At 64.1% G+C, this 17,522-nt stretch carries 19 protein-coding genes, 1 tRNA gene and 1 pseudogene; 13 read left to right on the top strand and 8 right to left on the bottom strand.

The annotated features are described in order from the left end of the window. Positions 1–94: 94 nt before the first annotated feature. Entirely contained in the window at positions 95–802 is a 708-nt protein-coding gene (locus AC1TQG_RS19165; protein WP_482139418.1) for an MSMEG_4193 family putative phosphomutase, read from the bottom strand. Between the two features lie 80 nt (positions 803–882). Then, positions 883–1,725: an undecaprenyl-diphosphate phosphatase gene (locus AC1TQG_RS19160; protein ID WP_482139417.1), complete on the bottom strand. Its 843-nt coding sequence runs from the start codon at positions 1,723–1,725 to the stop codon at positions 883–885. Between the two features lie 98 nt (positions 1,726–1,823). Here AC1TQG_RS19160 and AC1TQG_RS19155 point away from each other — a divergent pair, with 98 nt between their 5' ends. From AC1TQG_RS19155 to AC1TQG_RS19145, 3 genes are read left to right on the top strand one after another with little or no spacing between them, the layout of a single operon-like run. Beyond that, on the top strand, positions 1,824–2,846 hold the full coding sequence (locus AC1TQG_RS19155) for a YncE family protein (protein ID WP_482139416.1): 1,023 nt from the start codon (positions 1,824–1,826) through the stop codon (positions 2,844–2,846). 56 nt (positions 2,847–2,902) lie between these two features. Further along, complete coding sequence (locus AC1TQG_RS19150) at positions 2,903–3,118, top strand: DUF5703 family protein (RefSeq protein WP_482139415.1); 216 nt, start codon at positions 2,903–2,905, stop codon at positions 3,116–3,118. A 20-nt stretch (positions 3,119–3,138) separates the two neighbouring features. After that, positions 3,139–4,221 carry a quinone-dependent dihydroorotate dehydrogenase gene (locus AC1TQG_RS19145; RefSeq protein WP_482139920.1) on the top strand — a complete coding sequence of 361 codons (1,083 nt, stop codon included), beginning with the start codon at positions 3,139–3,141 and terminating at the stop codon, positions 4,219–4,221. 91 nt (positions 4,222–4,312) lie between these two features. Here the strand turns inward: AC1TQG_RS19145 and AC1TQG_RS19140 are convergent, their stop codons facing one another. The 3 genes from AC1TQG_RS19140 to AC1TQG_RS19130 all read right to left on the bottom strand — a co-directional run bounded on the left by AC1TQG_RS19140 (position 4,313) and on the right by AC1TQG_RS19130 (position 6,851). Then, the gene (locus AC1TQG_RS19140; protein WP_482139414.1) at positions 4,313–4,843 is read right to left on the bottom strand and encodes a YbhB/YbcL family Raf kinase inhibitor-like protein; all 531 of its coding nucleotides are present in this window, start codon (positions 4,841–4,843) and stop codon (positions 4,313–4,315) included. 109 nt (positions 4,844–4,952) lie between these two features. Continuing rightward, complete coding sequence (locus AC1TQG_RS19135) at positions 4,953–6,290, bottom strand: M20/M25/M40 family metallo-hydrolase (protein WP_482139413.1); 1,338 nt, start codon at positions 6,288–6,290, stop codon at positions 4,953–4,955. 90 nt (positions 6,291–6,380) lie between these two features. Further along, positions 6,381–6,851: an MBL fold metallo-hydrolase gene (locus tag AC1TQG_RS19130; RefSeq protein WP_482139412.1), complete on the bottom strand. Its 471-nt coding sequence runs from the start codon at positions 6,849–6,851 to the stop codon at positions 6,381–6,383. A gap of 295 nt (positions 6,852–7,146) precedes the next feature. Here AC1TQG_RS19130 and AC1TQG_RS19125 point away from each other — a divergent pair. The 5 genes from AC1TQG_RS19125 (at position 7,147) to AC1TQG_RS19105 (ending at position 11,601) form a co-directional block, all read left to right on the top strand. Further along, positions 7,147–7,232: transfer RNA gene (locus AC1TQG_RS19125), tRNA-Leu, on the top strand. A gap of 173 nt (positions 7,233–7,405) precedes the next feature. Further along, positions 7,406–8,803: an SDR family NAD(P)-dependent oxidoreductase gene (locus tag AC1TQG_RS19120; RefSeq protein ID WP_482139919.1), complete on the top strand. Its 1,398-nt coding sequence runs from the start codon at positions 7,406–7,408 to the stop codon at positions 8,801–8,803. A gap of 10 nt (positions 8,804–8,813) precedes the next feature. Next, on the top strand, positions 8,814–9,290 hold the full coding sequence (locus AC1TQG_RS19115; protein WP_482139411.1) for a mycothiol transferase: 477 nt from the start codon (positions 8,814–8,816) through the stop codon (positions 9,288–9,290). Between the two features lie 94 nt (positions 9,291–9,384). Further along, complete coding sequence (locus AC1TQG_RS19110; RefSeq protein WP_482139410.1) at positions 9,385–11,022, top strand: LuxR C-terminal-related transcriptional regulator; 1,638 nt, start codon at positions 9,385–9,387, stop codon at positions 11,020–11,022. Positions 11,023–11,232: 210 nt separating this feature from the next. After that, a complete protein-coding gene (locus AC1TQG_RS19105; protein ID WP_482139409.1) occupies positions 11,233–11,601 on the top strand; it encodes a hypothetical protein in 369 nt (122 codons plus the stop codon). 69 nt (positions 11,602–11,670) lie between these two features. Here the strand turns inward: AC1TQG_RS19105 and AC1TQG_RS19100 are convergent, their stop codons facing one another. Continuing rightward, complete coding sequence (locus AC1TQG_RS19100; protein ID WP_482139408.1) at positions 11,671–12,657, bottom strand: oxygenase MpaB family protein; 987 nt, start codon at positions 12,655–12,657, stop codon at positions 11,671–11,673. A gap of 156 nt (positions 12,658–12,813) precedes the next feature. On the opposite strand from AC1TQG_RS19100, the gene AC1TQG_RS19095 reads away from it, so the two are divergent. Then, positions 12,814–12,978 (top strand): hypothetical protein, encoded by a 165-nt coding sequence (locus AC1TQG_RS19095; RefSeq protein WP_482139407.1) that lies wholly within the window; start codon positions 12,814–12,816, stop codon positions 12,976–12,978. Between the two features lie 67 nt (positions 12,979–13,045). Here the strand turns inward: AC1TQG_RS19095 and AC1TQG_RS19090 are convergent, their stop codons facing one another. Beyond that, positions 13,046–13,669 carry a LysR substrate-binding domain-containing protein gene (locus AC1TQG_RS19090; protein WP_482139406.1) on the bottom strand — a complete coding sequence of 208 codons (624 nt, stop codon included), beginning with the start codon at positions 13,667–13,669 and terminating at the stop codon, positions 13,046–13,048. On the opposite strand from AC1TQG_RS19090, the gene AC1TQG_RS19085 reads away from it, so the two are divergent. The 4 genes and pseudogenes from AC1TQG_RS19085 (at position 13,643) to AC1TQG_RS19070 (ending at position 16,524) form a co-directional block, all read left to right on the top strand. Next, the gene (locus AC1TQG_RS19085) at positions 13,643–14,722 is read left to right on the top strand and encodes an alpha/beta fold hydrolase (protein WP_482139405.1); all 1,080 of its coding nucleotides are present in this window, start codon (positions 13,643–13,645) and stop codon (positions 14,720–14,722) included. The two genes, AC1TQG_RS19090 and AC1TQG_RS19085, sit on opposite strands and share 27 nt — an antisense overlap. Positions 14,723–14,806: 84 nt before the next feature. Continuing rightward, a pseudogene (locus AC1TQG_RS19080) lies at positions 14,807–15,028 on the top strand (malate:quinone oxidoreductase); the annotation flags it as partial. A gap of 18 nt (positions 15,029–15,046) precedes the next feature. Beyond that, entirely contained in the window at positions 15,047–16,087 is a 1,041-nt protein-coding gene (locus tag AC1TQG_RS19075) for a nucleoside hydrolase (protein ID WP_482139917.1), read from the top strand. Positions 16,088–16,095: 8 nt separating this feature from the next. Further along, positions 16,096–16,524 carry a hypothetical protein gene (locus AC1TQG_RS19070; RefSeq protein WP_482139404.1) on the top strand — a complete coding sequence of 143 codons (429 nt, stop codon included), beginning with the start codon at positions 16,096–16,098 and terminating at the stop codon, positions 16,522–16,524. Here AC1TQG_RS19070 and meaB read toward each other — a convergent pair. After that, positions 16,521–17,507: a methylmalonyl Co-A mutase-associated GTPase MeaB gene (gene meaB, locus AC1TQG_RS19065; protein ID WP_482139403.1), complete on the bottom strand. Its 987-nt coding sequence runs from the start codon at positions 17,505–17,507 to the stop codon at positions 16,521–16,523. The two genes, AC1TQG_RS19070 and meaB, sit on opposite strands and share 4 nt — an antisense overlap. Positions 17,508–17,522: the final 15 nt, after the last annotated feature.

The raw sequence follows: 17,522 nt of genomic DNA, 5'->3' as shown, positions 1-17,522 counted from the left end.
CACCTCCGTTCTCCTGAAGTTGATTATCCCCAATCGGGGCTGGTTCGCCCAAGGCGTTGTCGGTTGGTGTCGCGGCGACCGCGCGATCGGGCCCTCAGGTCCCGGTGGAACCGCCGACAACGGCATCGTCGGGGTGGCTGTGCCCGGACTTCTCGGACTTTTCGGACTGTTTCGGCTGTGCCGGGATCGATGGGAGGGTCGAGGTGCAGTTGACCGCGTGCACATACGGCCGCGCCAGGCTGTACCGGACCACGCTGGCGGACGCGGGTTCGACCACAATCCGCTGGAATGCGTCCAGATGCATGCCCATCGCATCGGCGAGGACGGCCTTGATGACGTCGCCGTGCGTACAGGCGATCCAGATTCCCGAACCGTCCTCCCCGGAGAATCGGGCGTCGAGTTCCCGGATCGCGGCCACCGCCCTGGCCTGGACCTGTGCCAGGCCCTCGCCGTCAGGGAAGATCGCTGCGGACGGCTGCTGTTGCACCACCCGCCAGAGCGGTTCCGAGAGGAGTTCTTTGATCGGGCGTCCCGTCCACTGACCGTAATCGACCTCGATCAACCGCTCGTCCACGATTTCGGGGCACTCGAAGTGGCCAACGAGCGGCGCCACCGTCTGCTCGCAGCGCAGCAGCGGCGAGCGGACAACCGCAACCGGACTCTGCAGGCCGACGAAGCGTTCGATCAGGCCGGCGGATTGGGACTGTCCGTGGTCGTCGAGGCCAACCGATGTCGAGCGGCCGGCCAGCACGCCCGAGGTGTTCGCCGTTGATCGTCCGTGTCGAAGCAATATGACCGTCACGTGTCATACCTTATGCGTCAGGCTGGTTGTCCGACTCGGCGCGAAGGCGTCGTCGCACGTCGAAGCGCTGCAGCAGCAGATCATGTCGCGCTGATCACGCCGCCGGCGAGCAGCCCGAAGACGAGCAGACCCAGCAGCACGCGATAACCGACAAACCAGTACAGCGAATGGTTCGCGACGAACTTCAGCAACCATGCGATGGCGGCGTAGCCGACCACAAACGCGACGAGGGTTGCGACCAGCAACTGCATGCCGGACGACTCCATGCCGTCGCCGGTGGGGTTGAATGCGTCGGGCAGGCTGAACAATCCCGACGCGGTCACCGCGGGAATCGCCAACAGGAACGAGAAGCGCACCGCAGCTTCACGTTTGAGGCCGAGGAACAGACCCGCGCTGGCGGTGGCGCCGGAACGCGAAACACCGGGGATCAGTGCCAGGCACTGGGCCAGGCCCATGATGATCCCGTCGCGGGTGGTGAGCTTTTCGATCGGACGTTCTTTGCGGCCCATCTTCTCGGCGGCGGCGATCACCACGGAGAAGACGATCAGCATGCTCGCCACCAACCAGAGATTGCGGGCGCCGGTGCGGATCTCGTCTTTGAAGAGCAGACCGAGGACACCGATCGGAATGGTGGCGATGATCACATACCAGCCCATTCGGTAGTCGAGGTCGCGGGCGTCCTTGTTGAACATCCCCCGGAACCACGCCGCGATGATGCGCACGATGTCCTTGGCGAAGAACACCAGCACGGCGGCTTCTGTGCCCAGCTGCGTGACCGCGGTGAACGATGCACCGGCATCTTCACCGAACCAGATCTCGGAGACAATGCGCAGGTGACCGGAGGAAGAAATCGGCAGGAATTCGGTCAATCCCTGTACGGCCCCAAGGACTATCGATTGGGCCCACGTCATGGTGTCGCTCACGGGGGCCGATGCTACGGGAAACCTTGGTCAACTCCTCGAGTTGCGACACCGCCGCCCCCGTGGCATGGCGCGGTGAGCGAACAAGGAAGATGGGTGGCATGAATGTGCGCGGTAAATCTCTGTTCGTAGCGATGGCGGCCGCCGCGCTGGTGTTGTCGGGATGCTCAGATTCGGGTGATACGCCCGATGTTCCGACCATCGCTCCGCAGACCCCCATCGCCGCACCCGCGGCTGATCCGGCGACCCCTCCGGCGGGCGTGGTGGTGCCGGTACCGAACGCCGGTACCGCGATGGCCCTGTGCCCCGGGACCGACCAGTTGGCACTGCTCTCGGATGACGGCCGATCGGTCCTGTTCTACCCCACCGGGGGCCTGGCCCCAGGAGATGCACCCTCGCGCACAGTCTCGTTGAGCGACAAGGCAATTGCCTTCGGAACCTTCAAGGATGGCAAACTTCAGGTACTGATTCCCGGCGCCCTGGTGACGATCGATTCGGCCACCGGTGACACGGTCCGCACAGATGTCCCGGGCACACCGTTGTCGGCCATCGTCACCTCTGACGGCGACACCCTCGTCGGCACCGACAACGGCAGTCTGTTGGTGGTCGATCCCGACGGCAAAATACTCGACACCATCACCGGATTCGTCCGGGTCGACGAGATCGCCGAACACGACGGACAGGTGGTTGTGCTCGACCGCGCACAGTCGTCGGTGACCGAGGTCGACGTGGACGACCGCGATCTCGGCGTGTCGCTGCGCTCGGGCGACGGTGCGACGAACCTCACTGTCGATCACTATGGCCGGTTCCTGACAACCGACACCAAGGGCGGGGAGTTCCTCGCGTTCTTCGGCGAGCCGCTCGTCAACAAGTTCCGGCATCCCGTGGCATTCGGGCCCTACGCCGTAGACTACGACGACACCCGCGACCTGGCGTGGGTGGCGACCACCGGAAACAACAAGGTCACGGCGTACGAACTCGCCAGCGGAACCCCGGTCGAGGTGAAGCAGTTCGAGACCGTTCCGCAGGCCAACTCGATGGTGGTCGACCCCGATACCGGGACGGTGTATCTGTTGTCCGCCGATGGTGGCGGATTGCAGATCATCAACCCCGATCAGCAGTGAGGTGAGCTGAGACTTTGGCAGGCACGCGCAGCCGTGGCTTTCCACGGGAATGGGACATGTCGACCGACGACTACGAATACGTCCCGTTGCGCCTACCGCCAGATGTGACCCGGGTGACCGCCTCCATGCGCTTGTCGATCCAAGCCGAATTCGGTGGTTGGGAACTTTCCCGGGTACGTCTGTACCCCGATGGCAGTCGCAAGGTCCTGCTGCGCCGTCGCCGTCCGCGACCGGCGTCCACCGATGAACCCGATACTGGAATGAGCGCGTGATCGCTACTGTCTACCGCCGGTTGTACCGGTGGCTTCTCACCCTGATGTTCCTGGTGCCACCAGAGCAGATCCACACGATCACGGCGAAGGCCATCTCGTGGACCGGGCGGTTCAAGCCGCTGCGCATCCTGGCCCGGCGGATGCTCGTGACCGATGATCCGGTTCTACGAACCGAGGTGTTCGGGCTCGACTTCCCCGCACCCCTCGGGCTTGCGGCGGGCTTCGACAAGAACGCCGAGGCCATCGACGCCTGGGGCGCGCTCGGTTTCGGTTTTGCCGAGATCGGCACCGTCACCGGCCAGGCCCAGCCGGGCAATCCGGCTCCGCGGTTGTTCCGCCTGCCTGCCGACCGGGCTCTGATCAACCGGATGGGTTTCAACAACCATGGTGCGGGCGCCGCCGCCAACCAGTTGCGTCACCGCAAGACGACAACATCGCTGGTTCCGATCGGCGCCAACATCGGCAAGACGAAGGTGGTCGAGCCGAAAGACGCCGTCGAGGACTATCTGATCAGTGCCCGACTGCTTGGTCCCCTTGCCGACTTCCTCGTGGTGAACGTGAGTTCTCCCAACACGCCCGGACTCCGGGATCTGCAGGCGGTGTCGGCGCTGCGTCCGTTGCTGTCCGCGGTGACCGAAGCCGTCGACATTCCGGTCCTGGTGAAGATCGCCCCCGATCTGGCCGACGACGACATCGATCAGATCGCCGATCTCGCGGTCGAATTGGGGCTCGCGGGCATCGTCTGCACCAACACCACGATCAGTCGCGAAGGTCTGACCACGCCCACATCCGAGGTCGAGAGCATCGGTGCAGGCGGACTCTCCGGGGCGCCGCTCGCTGATCGTTCACTCGAGGTGCTGCGGCGTCTGTACGGCCGGGTCGGCGGACAGATCACCCTGATCAGCGTCGGTGGTATCGAAACCGTCGACCAGGCCTGGGAACGGATCTGCGCCGGTGCGTCACTGATTCAGGCGTACACCGGTTTCATCTACGGTGGCCCCTTGTGGGTCAAGCTGATTCACCAGGGACTGGCGCAGCGGGTGCGTGCGGCCGGATACCGCTCCATCGCGGACGCGGTCGGCATCGCCGCACCCAAGCACTGAACCGAAAACCCGGCAGTCCCAGCTGTTTCCACCTGTCGTACGGGTGGAAATGGCTGGAACTGCCGGGTTTACGACGCTGTCGGTTCGCCGGTCAGCGCTCGTAGGTGTTGGTGATGATCGCACGTGCGATCGCGTGGCTGAACAGGTTGAACCCCAGGTACGCCGGGGTTGCGCCGTCGGGCAGTCCCAGGCTCTCGACATCCACCGCGTGGACCACGGTGTAGTAGTAGTGCGTGCCATGTCCGGGAGGCGGTGCGGCGCCGATGAATCGCGGCACGGACGCATCGTTGTTCAGGGCAACGGCCCCGGACGGCAACGAACCCTCGGCACCGTCGCAAACGCCGGCGGCGAGAGAGGTGACCGAGACCGGGATGTCTGCGATCGCCCAGTGCCAGAAGCCTGACGCGGTGGGCGCCTCGGGGTCGTACACGGTGACGGCAAAGCTCTTGGTCTCCGGTGGGAAACCGGACCAGGTCAGCTGCGGTGAAATGTCTTCACCACCGGCTCCCATGATTCCCGACACCTGAGGATTCTCCAGTGCGGCTCCGTCGGTGATGCTCTCGGAGGTCAGGGTGAAGCCGGGAAGCTTCGGCAGTGCGTCGTACGGGTTGTACCTCGACATCGTTGTTCGCGTCCTTTCCGTAGGTGGCCCCACCATCATGCTTGAGGTGGGTCGGGGATGTGGCCGACATGTTCATTGTCGGCGAGCCGAACTGCGCGCAGCGGCGGGCTCAGCTGTGCATCAAGAAGTGCTCGAGCACCTCGGTCCCGAACAGCAACGACTCCACCGGCACCCGTTCGTCGACACCGTGAAACAGTGCGGCGAAATCGAGTTCGGTGGGCAGCTTCAGCGGTGCGAAGCCAAAGCAGCGAATCCCCAAGCGGGCAAACGCTTTTGCGTCGGTACCGCCGGAAAGCATGTAGGGAACCGTCCGGCCCTGCGGGTCGTGCGCAAGGATCGCGTCGTTCATCGCATCGACGAGATGACCGTCGAACGTCGTCTCGTACGAGTCGAGTTTGGTGATCCATTCACGGGTCACGTTGGGACCGATCAATTCGTCGACCTCGGCCTCGAACGCGGCCTGACGTCCGGGTAGCACTCGGCAATCGACCACAGCGGTGGCGCTCTGCGGGATGACGTTCGCCTTGTAGCCCGCCTGGAGCATCGTCGGGTTGGCGGTGTCTCGCAGTGTTGCGCCGATGATCCGGGCGATGCTGCCGATCTTGAACAGCGCCGTCTCCAGGTCCGGGGTGTCCGGGCTCAGCGACAAGCCGGTCTCCTCGGAGACCGCGGCCAGGAACTGCGAGACCGACTCGGTCATCACCAAAGGGAACTGATGCCTGCCGAGCTTGGCGACGGCTTCGGCGAGAATCGTGACCGCGTTGTCGTCGTGGAGGAATGAGCCGTGTCCGGCTGTGGCCGTTACGGTCAGGCGCATCCAGGCCAGGCCCTTTTCCGCGGTTTCAACCAGGTAGAGACGCTTCTGGGTACCGTCCGGCCGGTCGACGGTCAGCGAGAATCCGCCCACTTCGCCCACGGCTTCGGTGACACCTTCGAACAGGTCGGGCCGGTGATCGACCAGCCAGTGCGAACCCCACTTGCCCCCGGCCTCCTCATCGGCGAGAAAGGCGAACACGATGTCGCGGGGCGGTGTGGTGCCTGCCCTTCTGAACTGCCGCGCCAGCGCCAGCGCCATGCCGACCATGTCCTTCATGTCGATCGCGCCGCGACCCCAGACATAGCCGTCTTCGATCGCCCCCGAGAACGGATGCACGCTCCAGTCCTCCGGCTGCGCCGGAACCACATCGAGATGCGAATGCAGGAGCAGCTTTCCGCGGGCACGATCGGCGCCCGCCAATGTCGCGAACACGTTGCCCCGGCCCGGCTGTCCCGACTCGACGTACTCGGTCTCGTATCCGGCCTCTTCGAGCTTGGATTGCACCCACCGGGCGCACTCGGCCTCACCCTTGGTGGTGGCCAGCTCGCCGGTGTTACTGGTGTCGAACTGGATGAGTTTGCTGACGAGGTCCACCACTTCTTCGGTGGCGGCAGGCGTGTTGGGGTTCACCTGCTCATTCCTATCACCACGAATGCCTCCACCGATGCCCGGGCGACCGGGTCCGGCTAGCTCAGTTCGAGCCGTCTTTCCGGACCTGATTCAGGTCAGATGGTCGAAATCGCCTCGCACCCAGCCGATGTGGCGATCAGCCGAAGATCTGACGATCGCTCGGGCGTCGGCGGCGATGTGGTCGGCGAAGTTTCCGTACAGCTGATCGAAATCGAATCGGCACAACGAGGTGGCGATGCGCTCGACCACCGCGGCGGACAGTGGAATGCGATTGGGGTAGCGGCGCATGAAGCTGACGCTGCTGCGATCGGGATTCGGCAGCACCGTATCCCCGCTGAGCCTCACCCCATGTCCGCCGGCGCCTGCGTCCCAGTGGGCGATGGCGCTGCCGGGAAAGTGTCCGCCGGGCTGACTCAGGGTGACCCCGGGAAGGACCGCCAGGTCGCCGCTCCACGGTTCGATGGCCCGGTCGCGGCGTGCGACCCATTCCAGATCGGATTCGGCCACCAGGACCGGTACGTCGCCCAGTGCCCGCGACCATTCCACCTGTGCCCCGAACATGTGTGGATGACTGGCTGCGATCGCCGTCAGCGGACCCGCGGCCCGCACCGCTTCAACAGCGTCGTCATCGATGAACCCGATCGGATCCCAGCGGAGATTGCCATAGCTGTCCGTAGGGCGAGACGTACTGTCGTTCGTCCGCGCAGATGCGGCATACGATGGTGGTGGCGTCCATGGATCCGTTCGTAGCAAATCTACGAACAAAACGGCTCTGTACAGGCGATTTGGGTTGCGGGCTCAGAGTCGGTTAATGTTGTCCAGCGCTGACAGAGAGGTTTCTGGCAGAGCGAAACGAGTCCGAGTGGCGGAATGGCAGACGCGCTAGCTTGAGGTGCTAGTGTCCTATTAACGGACGTGGGGGTTCAAGTCCCCCCTCGGACACTCTTAGAGAAATCCCCGACCTTCTGGTCGGGGATTTTTTGTTGGCTCCGGTCGTGGCCCCGAACGCCGTCAGGTGGTGCTGCCTGGCGTCAACGGTCCGAGACACTACTGAGCAGCCATTACACTGGCTAACCGTGCACGACGTACCCACCGAATTCATTGATGCCGCCGACATGGCGGTCTTCCGCCGCGTCCTCGACCAGGTCACCGAGCTCGATGCTCTGCATCCGGACTCGGTGGCGGTGCAGCGCGCGGTGGCGCAGATGTTCAAGCACGCCAAGCGCAACCGCCGGAAGGAACGGAATCAGATTCGTTCGGATGCCGACCGAAAGGTGTTGTCCGCCACGGCAACCGGATCGCCGGACCGGATCGACGACGAGACCGCGGGTCTGCCGCTGACGGGTGCGCCCGGGACGAGTGCCGGAACCTTGATCCGGCCGCAGAACTGCTACATCTGCAAGGTTGAATACACGCAGGTCGACGCCTTCCACCATCAGCTCTGCCCGGAATGTGCGACGGCCAATCGGCACAAGCGCGAGCAGCACGCTGATCTGACCGGTCGTCGGGCGCTGCTCACCGGTGGCCGCGCCAAGATCGGCATGTACATCGCTCTGATGTTGCTCCGTGATGGCGCAGAACTGACCATCACCACCCGTTTCCCACGCGATGCCGCACGGCGGTTCGCCCGCCAACCGGATTCCGATCAGTGGCTGCATCGCCTCAACGTCGTCGGGATCGATCTCCGCGACCCGGCGCAGGTGGTTGCCCTGGCAGATTCGGTTGCCGCGCAGGGTCCGCTCGACATCCTCGTCAACAACGCCGCGCAGACCGTCCGCCGCTCCCCCGGCGCCTACAGCTCACTGGCCGACGCCGAACTCGCCCCACTGACCGGCTCGGCGGCGACGGTGCCGCTGCTGACGATGGGTGACAGCAGTGAACTGCACCCGCATGCGTTGGCCTCCGGCGGCAATAGTGAGGCCGCGGCCCAAGCGCTCGCCGCACTGGCCATGACAGCCGGTTCCTCGGCTCCCGCCCGGATCGCGGACGGCACGGCGATCGACGCAGGCGGACTGCTCCCCGACCTTGTCGACAGCAACAGCTGGGTCGAGACCGTCGATCAGGTCGATCCGCTGGAATTGCTCGAAGTGCAACTGTGCAACAGCGTGGCGCCGTTCATCCTGCTGTCCCGGCTGACCCCGGCGATGAAGGCGTCGTCGTCTCGGCGCAAGTACGTGGTGAACGTTTCTGCGATGGAGGGGATCTTCTCCCGCGGATACAAGGGTCCTGGGCATCCGCACACCAACATGGCCAAGGCGGCGCTGAACATGCTGACCCGCACCAGTGCCGGTGAGCTCTATCAGGACGGGATCCTGGTGACCGCGGTGGACACCGGCTGGATCACCGACGAGCGGCCACACACCAGCAAGATGCGCCTCGCCGACGAAGGTTTCCGCGCACCACTCGACCTCGTGGACGGCGCCGCCCGCGTCTACGACCCCATCGTGCAGGGTGAAGCCGGCATCGACCTGTACGGCTGCTTCCTGAAGGACTTCGAGCCGTATCCGTGGTAGTTGGTTGACGGTGAAGACATCGGAAACCAAACCGCTTGCCGAGGCGATGCTGTCGGTCTGCGGCGAGACGTTGGACGCGATGGTGGCGATCATCGACGGGCTCGGCGACGATCGCGCCAACACCAGACCATCTCTGCCGGGCGCAAACAGCCCGTACGCCATCGTCTTTCATTGTGTTGGCGTCATCGAATACTGGGCCGGTTCGGTCATCGCCGGCCTGAAGATCCCGCGAGACCGCGACGCCGAGTTCACTGCAACCGGACCGGTGGCGGAGTTGATCGAACGGGTCGACGCAGTTCGTGCACGGCTACCGGAATGGGTCGCCATCGCGATCGCCGAAGGCCTCCGCGACCGGGCCGCAACCGGGTCCACGCGCAATGAGGCCGCGACGGCATCTCCCGAGTGGGTCCTCATGCACCTACAGCGCGAGTTGGCCCAGCATCTGGGCCAACTCGAATTGACAAGAGATGTTCTGAATCAGATCTGACGTTCGCGCTCGCTTGCACGGCGGGAGCGATTTCAACCGAGTTCGGCGGTGCGATCTCTTGCGTTCGCGCGTCAAGCGGTGAACTGTCGATGGCATGGTCTTGGTCCATGATCTCGGGCGCGGTCGTGCCGCCTACCGGAAACGGGTCTGGGACGAGGCATACACGCTGCTCAACAGCGCGGACGAATCGACAACCTTGGGTCCGGACGATCTGGAGGCACTCGCCGAGTCTGCCCACTTCACCGGCCGGACCGAGAAAAGTGTGCAGGCGCGCAGCCGGATCTACAGCCAACTGGTGAGCACCGGCGACAATCGCGGCGCCGCGATGTGCGCGTTCCGGATTCACCTCGTGTTTTTGATGCGCGGTGACGTCCCTTCTGCCCTGGGGTGGCTCGGCCGCGCGCACCGCTTGCTACACGAGGAACCGGAGTGCGCGGTGCATGGCTACCTGTGCATCGCCGAGGCCGAGGCAAACTTCCAACGACACAATCTGGACACCTCCCTCGACAAAGCCCGTCGGGCAACCACGATCGGCACGCGTTTTGCCGATCCCGATCTGGTGAACATCAGCCTGCACCAGGCGGGCCGCACCCTCGTCGCGCTCGGCGACGTAATCGGTGGAACCACCTTGCTCGACGAGGCAATGGTCGCCGCTGTTGCCCACGAGCTCAATGCAACCAGCTCCTGGTGGATCTACTGCAGCTCGATCACCGTGTGCGACCACCTCTCGGACTTCGGCCGCGCCAGCGCGTGGACCTCCGCATTCGAGAACTGGTTGCGCACGCAGCACGGCGCCACCGCGATCACCGGCTCGTGCCGGATGCACCGATCCCGGCTCATGCGCCTGCACGGAGAATGGACGAACGCGGAACGCGAAGCGCGGCGGGCCTGTGTGGAGCAGAACGGAAGCGTTGCCATAGACACCGGCCAGGCCTGGTACCAGGTCGGCGAGATCCGGCGACTGGTCGGTGATCTCCCTGCCGCGGAAGAGGCGTTCGGGCACGCCGGCGGCTGCGGCTTGGATGTGCAGCCCGGTTTGGCGCTGCTGCGCGCCGCGGAAGGCCAGGTCGACGCGGCCGCGGCCGGTATCTCACGTGCGCTGGTCGAACATCCCTCGGACCGCCTCACGCGGGCGAAACTGCTTGCGGCCCAAGCCGAGATCGCGATGCTCTCAAACGACCTCGAACTTGCACGGTCGGCCGCCGAAGAACTTGCCATCACATCCGACGGTGACCCACCGTCGGTCTGGGCCGCGGCCGCACATGCGGCGGGTGCAGTGCGACTCGGCGACGGTGACCCCGGACGCGCACTCACCGACCTGCGATCCGCCATGCGAATCTGGTCGGACCTCGACATGCCGTACGAGGCCGCGCGCAGCCACCAGCTGATCGGATTGGCATGTCGTGCGGTCGGCGACGAGGACACCGCTCGCCTCGAATGGACAACCTGTCGTGCGGTGTTCGCCCGATTGGGCGCGGTACCGGATGTGAAGCACATCGACGAATTGCTCGGGTGTACGCAACCAACGCCACCACTCCCGGACGGTCTGTCCGCCCGGGAGACCGAGGTGCTCCGACTCGTCGCGGGCGGACTGACAAATCAAGAGGTGGCAGCAAACCTGTCGTTGAGCCGGAAAACTGTCGCCCGCCACCTGAGCAATATTTTCGCCAAAATCGGTGTCACCTCGCGCGCCGCCGCGACCGCCTATACCTATCAAAACGGACTGAACTGACACGGGCGGTCCCTTGTGGTGCGCGTCCGAACGGCTTTTCACAGCATTCGGTCAGTGGGTCAAAACACCCATTGCTGCTGGTGCGTGCATCTGGCGAATACAACTGTTGCCCGATGCGACGGCGACCGGCGCCGCCCTAGCCTCGAACCATGGCTCCACAAACACCCCTCGCGCCACACCTCGTGGCCACTACAGACGAAGGAAATCATCATGGGATGGGACGACTTTCACCGACGGACCAGCGCAATCGACGCAGTGCTGAACCATGCTCACCGCACCGGGCAAAACTCACTGCCATTCGAGGAAGTTCCGGCAGTCACCACCATCTTTGAGCACAGAAACGATCTGCTACTCGCTCTGCAGGCCAAATGGTCGCGAACTCTGGCAGGTCATCTGGAATACGAATTGTTCGACGACGAAGAAAACTCGGGAATGAGTTCCAAGGACTTGGCCGAATTGGCGTGGCAACACGCCGCTGACAAGCAGCCCACGCTACGGAGGCTTCTCGACAACAACGAGTTTCTTCCCATCAAAGGAAAGTGGGCTGTATCAGCTCGAGAGTTCGCAAACTCGTACTGACGTCCGTCGGCTCTCGATCTGTGACGTCGGGATCGGCCTCGAGATTGTGGTGACGGCTTCAGTTTCCGATCAGGCCTGACGTTCGCGCACCTTGTAGGCCGCACCAGCGTTCTCACGCTTTTTCATGGCCTGGATCGCGGCATGGTGGCGGCGGGCGTGATAGGCCAGCGGGAAGTACGTCAGCCGTTCCGGTAGCACCTTGTACGACCCACGGATCACCTTGTGCATCCGTTCCAGATCGCGCTGCTCCTTGTTGCTCCACGTCAGGCCGAGGATCTCACGGACCCGGGGATCCATCACACCGACGGTGGTGAGGTAGTTCAGGTCTTGTACCGGCTTGCTGGCGAACTTCGCCACCGCACGTGTGGCCGGCCGCAGACTTTCCGGCACAGATGGCGGAAGTGGCGGTGCTTCGCGCATCTGTTTGATGAGCGTCAGCGCGACCTCGTGGGCAACGAGCTTGTTGCTGACGAAGTCGTCGAAGTACTCGTTGAACTCCCCGATCGTTTCGGGGTAACCCCTCATCGGCACCTGCACGATCTTGGCGATCCGGCGGTTGTCACGCAGGATTTCCAACTTCTCTTCTTCGTTGAATTCCCTTCCAATCAAAAGCGGTCCGGCCGCCAGTGTTGTCGGGAACGCGGTGGCGATGACCCACTGGTACGCCTCGGGATTCAGTGCGCTGATGTGCTTGCCCTCGGCGTTCTTCATCTGCAGCGGCTGATGCATCTTGCGAAGGCGATGACCCTCGGCGATTGCCTCTTCACCGCCATAGACCCAGCGCAGCACCGAATCGATCGAGCGGATCGCGCGGCCTGCGGGATCGGTCCGGAACACCGAGTACTTCCCGACGACATCGCCGATCACCGGGTGCATCACCTGCATGACAAAGGCCGCACCGTTGATCGGGAGAAAGGTGAAATGGCCGGTCTGCTCAGCGGTGATGGAGTCCGGTGGGACCAGTTCGATGTCGTTGTCGGCGTTGTTGATCAACGAGTCTTCGCCCTCACCGGGCGGGACGGCGCGCACCTGGGGGCCGGATTCTGCGATGGTCATCGATGTCCTCTCGACAGGCAACGAAGCCGCTAAAGTGGAAACGTATGTGATCAGATTATCAGCATCGATGGGTCTTGAACAGTCCCCGCGCAGGTGTGCGATCCCCCGCAGGCGTCAATCGGCTTCGCACTCCATCCACGTCGGTAACATCAACGCATGTCGAAGATAGGAAACAAGGTCAAGTCCCTTTTCAGCAGGCGCCGGCCCGTCACCAGCGACGATGCCGCTGAGATCGCCGACTGGCTCAACGAGGGCGGCGCGCCGCACCCCGGCGGTCCGCCGACGGTTATCGACGACAAGGACAAGCCCACGACGCCCTGACGGCATCCGCACGAAAATGCCCACCTATGAATAGTTCTCGGGCAGTGAGGTGACCGCCTTTTCGGTCTCAGAAGCTGGCATGCCTGCGTAGGTGGTCACGCAGCCGGGTCGCGGCAGGTGTCATCCGCCCTGGGCGTGCAGCCAGCGAAATTGCCCGGGTGTAGCTGCCGCTCATCGGGATTTCGACCACGTCACCGCGAGATATCTCGGCGCCCGGCAAGATTGCGATACCGAGGTCTCGGGCGACCAATTCGCGCACCGTGTCGAACTCGGCGATCTCCAGCGCCACTTTCGGGATGAATCCGGCATCGTCGCAGCAACTTTCGAGAAGTGTGCGGAGGTTGAAGGTGGGCGGGTTAGCAATGAACGTCTCCGCGGCCAGATCGCCGAGGTCGACCGTGCCATGGCCGGCGAGGTGATGGTACCGAGATACGTTCAGCCGCAACTCTTGTCGACTCAGCGGCAACGACGGCAATTCCGAGCGCTGCGGAATCACGATCGCGAGGTCGAGCTCTCCGGTCATGAGGCCGTGGACGAGTTCGGCGGCGTGGGCCTGGCGCAATGAGAGTCGCACTTGTGGTGCCTCGGCGTAGAAACCCGCCAACAGCGAAGGCACTGCAGCCGGCCCCAGGCTGGCGGCATCTGCAGCAGGTCCGCGCCCTGCGTGGCGTGTGGGTCGAGACCAATCCATCCATACAGCCACGCGAGTCCCCAGAATCCCGGCCGCGCGCCTCATTGCTGTCGAACGCGCCCCGGTGCGCTGGCCAGGCTTGAGGATCAACTCGCGGTCGAACTCTTTTCAAGCCAGGCACCGAACTCCGCTATCGTCCACGGAGGCACCAACGGGACTCGTGTCGTGTCGAATCCTTCAATCTGCCAACCCGAAAAGGAACTCCTCTTGGACACCTTCACCTCGGACTCCCTGACCTTCCCCGTGACTGTGTCGGGTCCCCCCGACGGCGACCCGGTCGTCTTGCTCCACGGTTTTCCGCAAGATTCGTCGAGCTGGATCGAAGTCGCAGCCCTGCTTGCGGACCGTGGTTACCGTTCGTATGCACCCGATCTCCGTGGATACTCCTCCACCGCGCGGCCGCAGGATCGGCGCAGCTACTCGGTCGCTTGTCTTACCAGCGACGTTGTGGCTCTGGTCCAGACCATAGGTGGACCAGTCCACGTGGTCGGCCACGACTGGGGCGGCTCGCTTCTCTGGACGCTCCGGCAAACCTACCCCGATCTCTTTTTGTCGGTCACGATCATCTCCACGCCGCACCCCACCGCCTTGGCTTGGGCAATGTCACGAAGCGACCAAGCGCTTCGTAGCTGGTACATCACTGCGATCGCTGTCCCCCGTGTGCCCGAGGCCTTCCTCGCTAAGTTCCTTGACAAGTTCCTCGTCCGAAGTGGTCTCCCTGCCGAACGTGCAACCTACTACCGAGATCTCATGCGAGAAGACGCTGGCCGAGCGAGTGCGTCGCTGAATTGGTACCGCCAGATGCTCATCGAACGCTTGTGGCCGCGTTCAGCCCTAAAGGTCGGCAAGTCGCCGGACCGGCACCAGCACGATGTTCCGCCGACCACCTACCTGTGGGGCGAAGACGACTCATTTCTCGGCCCTGCCGCAGCGCGCAGGACCGTCGACACCGTTCCTGATATCAAGTTCATCGCCTTGGCCGGCGGCGGGCACTGGCTACCTGAAACTCACCCGGTTGAAGTTTGCACTGCCATCGTCAACGCAGCCTCGTAGCGCTGACCCGGCTCTCGATGGGCCATTCCTGGGTCGGCGGGTCCGAATCGCTGCTGTTCGATCCTTACGCCGGCTTCACCACCCGGATCCGGAATCGGCGAACTGCGAATGGGTACGGAACTGACTGTCAGCGCCGGTGGGACGGCCGCCGGACTCCTCGGCGCCTCACCTGGCGCATCCACTGCCTTCCCGATCATGCTCGATCTATTGGGGCGGTGCTTCCCCGATCGCTGGGCGGCCTGGCATCAGACGCTCGTCGCTGCAGTTCCTGCGCTCGACTCAGGCAGTGACACCGAGGTCGACTAGGGTCGAATGGTGATTTCAGTGCCCCTCATCTTCGACTGTGACACCGGAATCGATGATTCCCTGGCCTTGCTCTACCTCCTCGCGCACCCGTCGGCAGATGTCCGGGCCGTCCTGTCCACCGGTGGGAATGTCCCGACCGACGTCGTCTGCGCCAACAACCTGGCCTGGCTGCAGCTCTGCGGCCGCGACGACATCGAGGTGTGCGTCGGCGCCGACGGACCACTCGAGGCGCCGTTGATGACCACCGAGGAAACCCATGGCCCGATGGGCATCGGATACGCCGAACTACCGGTTGCGACATCCATGCAGTCCCATCGGGATGCGGCCGACGCCTGGATCGAGCTGACTGCCGAAAGTCCCGGCGAGTACGTGGGTCTGGTGACCGGCCCGTTGACCAATCTGGCCCTGGCCATCCGACGGGATCCGTTGCTGCCGAGCAGACTTCGCCGCCTGGTCATCATGGGTGGGGTGTTCCATCAGAGTGGCAACACCACCCCGACCACGGAGTGGAACATCGCCGTGGATCCGGAGGCCGCGAAGGAGGTGTTCGCAGCCTTTGGTCAGGACGGTGCACCTCGTCCGATCATCTGCCCCCTCGACCTCACCGAGACCATCCGGATGACCCCCGACCATCTCGGGCGGTTGGCCGCGCTGGCCGAATCGAGTCCGGTCGAGCAGCCGGGACCGGATGACGAACCCGGAACCCGTTCCGTGGCCGACAACGTGATCGTCCGCCATCTCGTCGATGCGGTCCGGTTCTACTTCGAGTTCCACGAAGCGCAATCCGAGGGCTACATCGCGCACATGCACGATCCGTTCGCCGCGGCAGTCGCGCTCGATCCTTCGGTGACAGGCACCCGGCTCGCCTGTGTCGATGTCGAGATCGACGGAACGCTGACCCGCGGCACGACGGTCGCCGACGAACGTGGTTTCTGGAATCGTCCGGTCAACGCCGAGATCGCGACAACCACCGATGCGGACCTTTTCTTCGACGATCTGATCGAACGGATTGCGGCGTTTGCGGTCGCCGTGCACGATGGGACGGTTCCCCGACGATAGGTGCGACGATGCCATCTGCGACAGCTGTTTCGAAAGAACTGTTGGCCATCGGAGCAGGTGCCGCTCTGGCCGCCGGGGTGAACCTGGCCATCGGCGATCGCCTCTCACCCCGAGCACGCATCGTGGTCATCGGCGCAGGTCTGCCGGTGGCCGCTGCCGTTTATCCGCTCACGCGTTCATGGCGTGGCGCGGATCCGGGCGCCGTACGGCGTGAGGTCGTCGCTCTGGCCGCCGCCGGTGCGGTCGCCGCCTGCGCCGCATTGCTTCCGACAGGCCCGGCCCGCACCATCGCCGCAGCCGGGTGGATGGCCCATGCCGGGTTCGACTATCTGCACACCCAGGACCATTCGTCGAAGCTGCCCGGCTGGTATCCACCGGTCTGCGCAGGCTATGACGTCGTGGTCGCCGGCCTGGTGGCCTACGACGCAAGCCGTTAGCTGTCGAAGGCCTTGACGATCGCCGCGGCGGCCAGTGCCGGGGTGAGCGTGCCGGACCGTACGTCGCTTTCGACGCTGTTGCGGATCGCCCGGACCTCGGGATCTGCGTCGAGCCGGCGCAAGAGCTGGTCGGTCACCATCGCCCACATCCACTCGACCTGCTGACGGCTGCGCCGGGCCTCGAATTCGCCTGCCGCACTGAGGACTTCCTTGTGCTTGAGGACGGTCTCCCAGAACTCGGCAACTCCGGTCCCCTCGATGGCGCTCATCGTCAGCACCGGAGGACGCCAGATCGCCTCATGCGGCGTCAACAGACGCAATGCGCCCTGCAACTCTCGGGCCGCATTCTTGGCGTCGGTCAGATATTTGCCGTCAGCCTTGTTCACGACCACGATGTCGGCGAGTTCCAGGACACCCTTTTTGATGCCCTGCAACGAATCCCCGGTGCGCGCGAGGGTCAGGAAGCAGAACACGTCGACCATGCCCGCCACCGTGACCTCGGACTGCCCGACGCCCACGGTCTCGACCAACACCACGTCGAAACCAGCGGCCTCGAGCAGCACGATCGTCTCGCGGGTTGCCTTCGCGACACCGCCGAGGGTGCCCGACGTCGGCGACGGCCGGATGTAGGCGTTCGGGTGTACCGACAGCTGACCCATCCGGGTCTTGTCACCGAGGATCGATCCGCCGGTACGGGTCGACGACGGATCCACTGCCAGTACGGCAACCTTGTGTCCCTGCTCGATCAGGTACATACCGAGCGTTTCGATGGTCGTCGATTTGCCGACGCCGGGAACGCCGGTGATGCCGACCCGGTAGGACTTACCCGGGTCGGTCCCCAGTGACAGCAGCAATTCCTGTGCCTGGGCGCGGTGATCCGCCCGCGTCGATTCGACCAGTGTGATGGCTCGAGCCAGATCAGGTCGTTTGTCGGCGCGGACGGCATCGGCCAGCGCAGCCAGATCCAAAGGGGGTCTAGGCATGTACTCCACTCACCC

Source organism: Williamsia sp. Y844 (genome assembly GCF_056786475.1).
The sequence above is the reverse complement of the archived record's forward strand: the minus strand, read 5'-3'. Positions and strand labels throughout refer to the sequence as shown.

What these genes read in the sequence shown, in the direction of transcription:
- AC1TQG_RS19155 (WP_482139416.1), top strand. Translation starts at nt 1,824, where the DNA reads ATGAATGTGCGCGGTAAATCTCTGTTCGTAGCGATGGCGGCCGCCGCG.
- AC1TQG_RS19150 (WP_482139415.1), top strand. Translation starts at nt 2,903, where the DNA reads ATGTCGACCGACGACTACGAATACGTCCCGTTGCGCCTACCGCCAGAT.
- AC1TQG_RS19140 (WP_482139414.1), bottom strand. Translation starts at nt 4,843, where the DNA reads ATGTCGAGGTACAACCCGTACGACGCACTGCCGAAGCTTCCCGGCTTC.
- AC1TQG_RS19130 (WP_482139412.1), bottom strand. Translation starts at nt 6,851, where the DNA reads ATGTTCGGGGCACAGGTGGAATGGTCGCGGGCACTGGGCGACGTACCG.
- AC1TQG_RS19120 (WP_482139919.1), top strand. Translation starts at nt 7,406, where the DNA reads ATGGCGGTCTTCCGCCGCGTCCTCGACCAGGTCACCGAGCTCGATGCT.
- AC1TQG_RS19110 (WP_482139410.1), top strand. Translation starts at nt 9,385, where the DNA reads ATGGTCTTGGTCCATGATCTCGGGCGCGGTCGTGCCGCCTACCGGAAA.
- AC1TQG_RS19105 (WP_482139409.1), top strand. Translation starts at nt 11,233, where the DNA reads ATGGGATGGGACGACTTTCACCGACGGACCAGCGCAATCGACGCAGTG.
- AC1TQG_RS19100 (WP_482139408.1), bottom strand. Translation starts at nt 12,657, where the DNA reads ATGACCATCGCAGAATCCGGCCCCCAGGTGCGCGCCGTCCCGCCCGGT.
- AC1TQG_RS19095 (WP_482139407.1), top strand. Translation starts at nt 12,814, where the DNA reads ATGTCGAAGATAGGAAACAAGGTCAAGTCCCTTTTCAGCAGGCGCCGG.
- AC1TQG_RS19090 (WP_482139406.1), bottom strand. Translation starts at nt 13,669, where the DNA reads ATGGATTGGTCTCGACCCACACGCCACGCAGGGCGCGGACCTGCTGCA.
- AC1TQG_RS19070 (WP_482139404.1), top strand. Translation starts at nt 16,096, where the DNA reads ATGCCATCTGCGACAGCTGTTTCGAAAGAACTGTTGGCCATCGGAGCA.
- meaB (WP_482139403.1), bottom strand. Translation starts at nt 17,507, where the DNA reads ATGCCTAGACCCCCTTTGGATCTGGCTGCGCTGGCCGATGCCGTCCGC.